The sequence below is a fragment of the Quadrisphaera sp. DVD1 genome (assembly GCF_058932755.1).
On the sequence record NZ_JBZYWI010000170.1, the window covers coordinates 1 to 6,201 of the forward strand.

Below are 6,201 nucleotides of genomic sequence, written 5' to 3' on the forward strand. Positions count from 1 at the left end.
TGCGACGCGCTGGGCACGGCCTCGACGGCCGCCGCGGCCGGCCCGGGGCTGGAGGAGGTGGTCGAGGCGCTGCTGGCCCCGGTCCCCGCGGGGCGGCTGCTCGCGGGCCTGGCCGACCGGCGCCTGCGCGACGCGGTGCTGCTCAGCCTCGTCCCCGGCGCCGGCGCAGCCCTCGAGGAGCTGCTCTCCGGGGAGGAGGGCCCGGCGACCCGCGCGGCGCTCGAGGGCGTCTTCGGCGGTGCGCCGGGGGCGCAGGCCGCGCCCCCGCCCGACCCGGACGTGCTCCGCGCGGCGCAGGCCCTGCTGCGCGCCCTGGTGCGCCGTGCGGGGCCGCGCCGCCGCGCCGAGCCGCTGGCCGTGCTCGCCTGGGCGGCCTGGTGGCAGGGCGCGGGCCCCGAGGCGGCCCTCCACGCCGAGCTGGCCCTGCGGGCCGACCCGGCGCACGCCCTGGCGTCCCTGGTGCTGCAGACCGTCGACCGCGGCATCCCGCCCGCGTGGGCGCGCACCGGGCGCTGACCCGCTCCGCCGCAGGGGTGGACACCGCGTCCGGATCCTGAGACGGACTGGAGGGTCACGCCCTGGGCGGCCTATCCTCGTGGCAGGTCATGAGCGCCAGCGTCAAGCCCCGGCTCGCTGGCCGGCAACCCCCGCCCGCGGTGGGGTGCCCCGGGTGATGACCTGGCCTCCCGCCGCCCGGCGAGGGGGCAAGCGCGGGCCTGCGGGCCCATCCTGAGAGGTGCCCCCATGAACGACGGCTGGTCCTTCGAGACGCGCCAGATCCACGCCGGCCAGAGCCCCGACCCGACCACCGGGGCCCGGGCGCTGCCGATCTACTCCACGACGTCGTACGTGTTCAAGGACACCAAGCAGGCGGCCGACCTGTTCGGCCTGCGCGAGTTCGGCAACATCTACACGCGCCTGATGAACCCCACCACCGACGTCATCGAGCAGCGGGTGGCCGACCTCGAGGGCGGGGTGGGCGCGCTGGCCGTGGCGTCGGGCCAGTCCGCCGAGCTGCTCGCGCTGCTCAACGTCGCCGAGGCCGGTGACCACGTCGTGGCCAGCCCGAGCCTCTACGGCGGCACCTACAACCTCTTCCACCACAGCCTGCCCAAGCTGGGGATCACGGTCACGTTCGTGGAGGACCCCGACGACCTGGACTCCTGGCGCGCAGCGGTGCGCCCGAGCACCAAGGCGTTCTTCGGGGAGACGATCTCGAACCCCAAGCAGGACGTGCTCGACATCGAGGGCGTCGCGGGCGTGGCCCACGAGGTCGGCGTGCCGCTCATCGTCGACAACACCGTGGCCACCCCGTACCTCATCCGGCCGCTGGAGTGGGGGGCCGACGTCGTCGTGCACTCCGCCACGAAGTACCTCGGCGGCCACGGCACCGCGATCGGCGGGATCATCGTCGACGGCGGCCGGTTCGACTACGCGGCCGACCCCGGGCGCTTCCCGGGCTTCAACCAGCCCGACGCGAGCTACCACGGGCTGGTCTACGCCCGCGACCTCGGCGTCGGCAGCCCGCTGGGCGCCAACCTCTCCTTCATCCTCAAGGCGCGCGTGCAGCTGCTGCGCGACCTGGGGACGGCCCTGGCGCCGTTCAACGCCTTCCTCATCGCCCAGGGCCTGGAGACGCTCAGCCTGCGGGTCGAGCGCCACTGCGCCAACGCGCTGGCCGTGGCGCAGTGGCTCACCGGGCGCGAGGAGGTCGAGTCGGTCGCCTACGCCGGGCTGCCCTCGAGCCCGTACTACGAGCGCGGGCGCAAGTACGCGCCGAAGGGCACGGGCGGCGTGCTCGCCTTCGAGATCGTCGGCGGCGTGGAGGCCGGTCAGCGGTTCGTGGAGGGGCTCGTCCTCCACAGCCACGTCGCGAACATCGGTGACGTGCGGAGCCTCGTGATCCACCCGGCCTCGACCACGCACAGCCAGCTCACCGCGGAGGAGCAGCGGGCGGCGGGGGTCACCCCCGGCCTCGTGCGCCTGTCCGTGGGCCTGGAGCACATCGACGACATCCTGGCCGACCTCGAGGCCGGCTTCACCGCCGCCAAGGGCGCCTGAGGAGACCTGCCCCGTGGACCCCGCTCAGCCCCTCCCCGTCTCCGGCGCCTGGCGCGAGGGCGACCCGGCCGGCTCCCGGCTGTTCGCCGACCTCGGGCCGCTGGCCCTGGAGGCGGGGGAGGTGCTGCCGGTGCGGATGGCCTACCAGACCTGGGGCGAGCTCTCCCCGGCCCGCGACAACGCGGTGCTGGTCCTGCACGCGCTCACCGCGGACAGCCACGTCACCGGCCCGGCCGGCCCTGGCCACCCGAGCCCCGGGTGGTGGTCGGAGCTCGTCGGGCCGGGGCGGCCCGTCGACACCGACCGGTGGTTCGTCGTGGCGCCCAACGTGCTCGGCGGGTGCCAGGGCACCACGGGGCCGGCCTCCCTCGCGCCGGACGGCCGGCCCTGGGGCAGCCGGTTCCCGTACCTGACGGTGCGCGACCAGGTCGCCGCCGAGCGCGCGCTGACCGACGCGCTCGGCATCGACGTCTGGGCCGCGGTGGTGGGCGGCTCGATGGGCGGCATGCGGGCGCTGGAGTGGGCGGTCACCGAGCCGCACCGGGTGGCCCGGCTCCTGGCGGTGGCCACCACGGCCCGCGCCACCGCCGACCAGATCGCCTGGTGCCTGCCGCAGCTGGCGGCCATCCGCGCCGACGCCGGCTGGCGCGGCGGCGACTACCACGACGCAGCGCCCGGTGACGGTCCTCACCGCGGCCTGGGCATCGCCCGGATGATCGCGCACACGACGTACCGCTCCGCCGCGGAGATGGACGCCCGCTTCGGGCGCGCGGCGCAGCCCGGCGAGGACCCGATGGGCGGCGGGGGCCGCTTCGCCGTCGAGTCGTACCTCCAGCACGCGGCCGAGAAGCTGGTGCGCCGCTTCGACGCCGGCTCGTACGTGGCGCTGACCGAGTCGCTCAACTCCCACGACGTCGGCCGCGGCCGCGGCGGGGTGGCGGCGGCGCTGGCGACCGTGACCGCGCGCACCCGCGTGGTCGCGGTCGACACCGACCGCCTCTACCCGGTGCACCTCGCGCAGGAGGTGGCCGACGCGGTCCCCGGGGTCGGCGAGGTCGACCTGGTCAACTCCCCGTACGGCCACGACGCGTTCCTCATCGAGTCCGCCGCCGTGGGCAAGGTCGCCTCCGAGCTCCTCGAGAGCGACTGACGCTCCTCGAGAGCGGCTGACGCTCCTCGAGAGCGGCTGACGCGCTCCTCGAGGGGCCGACGCTCCTCGAGGGGCCGAGCCCCTCAGCCCGCGGCGAGCTCCGGGACCACGGCCTCGACGCGCGCGGAGAGCAGCGCCCAGGTCTCGGCCAGGCCGTGGTGCAGCGGCAGCTCGCGCGCGAGCGAGCCCTCCACCCAGCGGACCTCGTCGCTCTCGGCGTTGGCCGCGGTGGGGTGCACCGGGGCCGCCGCGGTGGCGACCACGACGGTGTACGTCCAGTCGCCGTGGTCGGTGCCGACCACCTGGTCGAGCACGCGCACCGCGCCGGGGTCGACGCCGGTCTCCTCCCACGCCTCGCGCAGCGCCGCTGCCGGGGGGTCCTCGTGGCTGTCGGCCGCGCCGCCGGGCAGGCCCCAGGTGCCGCCCTGGTCGGTCCAGGCCGCCCTCAGCTGGAGCAGGGCCTCCCAGCCGCCGGCGGCCGCGCCGCGACCGGCGCGCACGAGCAGCAGCCCCGCCGCGCCGTGGCGCCCCCAGTGGCGGTGCCCGCACCGGCACGTCACCCAGCCGTTCCCGTCCCCGGTCGCCACGGCGCCACGCTACGCGGCGCGCTCGCCCGGACGGGTGGTCGGCCCCGCGCGCACCGACCGGCGGGTGCGCGGGCGCGCCGGTGGAGTAGCGTCGCGCCCCGACCGGACCCAGGCCGGGCGCGACGGGGCGAGACCCCGCTGCTGCCCGCAGAGCAGGAGCTGCGCCGATGACGATCGTGGTGGGTTACGTGGCCACCGACGAGGGCCGCGCGGCGCTCGCCCGTGCGGTGCAGGAGGCCCGGCTGCGCGGCGCTCGCCTGCTGGTGGTCGACAGCGCCCGCCCCGGCGCCCGTCCCGACGTCGAGGCCGAGCGCCTCCAGGAGGCCCTCGCCGAGGTCCGCGCGGTGCTCGAGGGCACCGGCGTCGACCACGAGGTCCACCCCCGCTCCGACACCGGCGACCCGGCCGAGGACATCATCGGCGTGGCGGGGGAGACCGGCGCCGACCTCATCGTCATCGGCCTGCGCCGGCGCACGCCGGTGGGCAAGCTCATCCTCGGCTCGAACGCCCAGCGGATCCTGCTCGAGGCCCCCTGCCCGGTGCTCGCCGTCAAGGCCGGCGCCCCCGCCTGAGGCGCACCCGGACGGGGGGCGGGGGCGCGCGCGGCGCCCCGTCCGTGGCATGATGGGTTGACCAGGTCCCCGGTGACGCATGCCCAAGTCGGGGTCCGTGCTGGGAAGGTCCCGCCGCGAGGCGGTGTTGACCCAGGAGGCGACGGACCATCGGGGTCCCGCCCACCGGGGTCCGCGCACCTGCGTCGTCCCAGCTGAATCGCCCTTTCGACGAAAGGCAGTCCGTGTCGTCGGTCTCCACCTCCCCCCTCCCGCCCGAGTTCAGCCACCCCAGCCTGCAGGAGCTCCTGCGGCAGGGGAGCGCGAGCGGCTCCGTCCCGGCCGCCACCCTGCGGACGGCGTGCGAGGACGCCCAGGTGCCGATGAAGCGGATGAAGGCCGTCCTGCGCGCCCTCGAGGCCGCTGACGTGACCGTCGTCGTGGAGGAGCCGCGCCCGGCCCGTCCGGCGCGCGCCGTGGCCGCCGCCACCAGCCGCCGGGCCGCGACGACCACCGTCGCCGCTGGCACGACCGCCACGCTCGACCCCGAGGCCCCCGCTCCCGCGCGCGCGCCGCGCAAGGCGAGCACCCGCAAGGCCGCGGAGGCCGGCGACGAGGCGACCGCCGAGGGCGCCGTCCCCGCCCCGGCGCGCAAGCCCGCCGCCAAGAAGGCCGCCGCCAAGCCGGCGGCCAAGCCCGCCGCCAAGGCCGCGGGCAAGGCGACCGCCAAGGCGGCCGGCGCCGAGGAGACCCCCGAGGACGTCGCGGCGCTCGTCGGCGAGGACCCCGAGGCGGATGCGGTGATCAACGCGGCCGACGGCGACCAGGAGGTCGCGGTCGAGGTCGCCGAGGACCCCGAGGCCGTCAAGCCCAAGGCCGAGGAGACCGGCTTCGTCGTCTCCGACGCCGACGACGAGGACGCCCCGGCCCAGCAGGTCGCCACGGCCGGTGCCACGGCCGACCCGGTCAAGGACTACCTCAAGCAGATCGGCAAGGTCGCCCTGCTGAACGCCGAGCAGGAGGTCGAGCTCGCCGAGCGCATCGAGGCCGGCCTGTTCGCCGAGGAGAAGCTGAACGGCGACGAGGAGCTCAGCGCGGAGTACCGGCGCGAGCTGCAGTGGATCGCGCACGACGGCCGCCGCGCCAAGAACCACCTGCTCGAGGCCAACCTGCGCCTCGTCGTCTCCCTGGCCAAGCGCTACACCGGGCGCGGCATGCTCTTCCTGGACCTCATCCAGGAGGGCAACCTCGGCCTGATCCGCGCGGTGGAGAAGTTCGACTACACCAAGGGCTACAAGTTCTCCACCTACGCGACGTGGTGGATCCGCCAGGCGATCACCCGGGCGATGGCCGACCAGGCGCGCACCATCCGCATCCCGGTGCACATGGTCGAGGTCATCAACAAGCTCGCCCGCGTGCAGCGCCAGATGCTCCAGGACCTGGGCCGCGAGCCCACCCCGGAGGAGCTGGCCAAGGAGCTGGACATGACTCCCGAGAAGGTGGTCGAGGTCCAGAAGTACGGGCGCGAGCCGATCTCCCTCCACACGCCCCTCGGCGAGGACGGCGACAGCGAGTTCGGCGACCTCATCGAGGACTCCGAGGCCGTCGTCCCGGCCGACGCCGTGAGCTTCACGCTCCTGCAGGAGCAGCTGCACTCGGTGCTGGACACCCTGTCCGAGCGCGAGGCGGGCGTGGTGAGCATGCGGTTCGGGCTCACCGACGGCCAGCCGAAGACCCTGGACGAGATCGGCAAGGTCTACGGGGTCACCCGTGAGCGGATCCGCCAGATCGAGTCGAAGACGATGTCCAAGCTGCGCCACCCCTCGCGCTCGCAGGTGCTGCGCGACTACCT

General features: G+C 75.7%; 6 protein-coding genes and 1 riboswitch. Of the genes, 5 read left to right on the top strand and 1 reads right to left on the bottom strand.

All coding sequences use genetic code 11. The annotated features are described in order from the left end of the window. The 3 genes from AC5FZL_RS14795 to metX form a co-directional block, all read left to right on the top strand. On the top strand, nt 1-516 hold a 516-nt coding region (locus AC5FZL_RS14795), incomplete at its 5' end, for a DUF4192 family protein (protein ID WP_493619656.1). 85 nt (nt 517-601) lie between these two features. Next, nucleotides 602-717: riboswitch (SAM riboswitch) on the top strand. A 27-nt stretch (nt 718-744) separates the two neighbouring features. Next, nucleotides 745-2,061 (top strand): bifunctional o-acetylhomoserine/o-acetylserine sulfhydrylase, encoded by a 1,317-nt coding sequence (locus tag AC5FZL_RS14800; RefSeq protein WP_493619657.1) that lies wholly within the window; start codon nt 745-747, stop codon nt 2,059-2,061. 13 nt (nt 2,062-2,074) lie between these two features. Then, nucleotides 2,075-3,211 carry a homoserine O-acetyltransferase MetX gene (gene metX, locus AC5FZL_RS14805; RefSeq protein WP_493619658.1) on the top strand — a complete coding sequence of 379 codons (1,137 nt, stop codon included), beginning with the start codon at nt 2,075-2,077 and terminating at the stop codon, nt 3,209-3,211. A gap of 83 nt (nt 3,212-3,294) precedes the next feature. Here metX and AC5FZL_RS14810 read toward each other — a convergent pair whose 3' ends face one another. After that, on the bottom strand, nt 3,295-3,798 hold the full coding sequence (locus AC5FZL_RS14810) for an NUDIX domain-containing protein (protein WP_493619659.1): 504 nt from the start codon (nt 3,796-3,798) through the stop codon (nt 3,295-3,297). Between the two features lie 167 nt (nt 3,799-3,965). Between AC5FZL_RS14810 and AC5FZL_RS14815 the strand changes: the two genes are divergently transcribed. Both AC5FZL_RS14815 and AC5FZL_RS14820 read left to right on the top strand, forming a co-directional pair. Further along, entirely contained in the window at nt 3,966-4,370 is a 405-nt protein-coding gene (locus AC5FZL_RS14815; protein ID WP_493619660.1) for a universal stress protein, read from the top strand. 224 nt (nt 4,371-4,594) lie between these two features. Continuing rightward, the coding region (locus AC5FZL_RS14820; protein ID WP_493619661.1) for an RNA polymerase sigma factor at nt 4,595-6,201 on the top strand (1,607 nt) is incomplete at its 3' end.

What these genes read in the sequence shown, in the direction of transcription:
- AC5FZL_RS14815 (WP_493619660.1), top strand. Translation starts at nt 3,966, where the DNA reads ATGACGATCGTGGTGGGTTACGTGGCCACCGACGAGGGCCGCGCGGCG.
- AC5FZL_RS14800 (WP_493619657.1), top strand. Translation starts at nt 745, where the DNA reads ATGAACGACGGCTGGTCCTTCGAGACGCGCCAGATCCACGCCGGCCAG.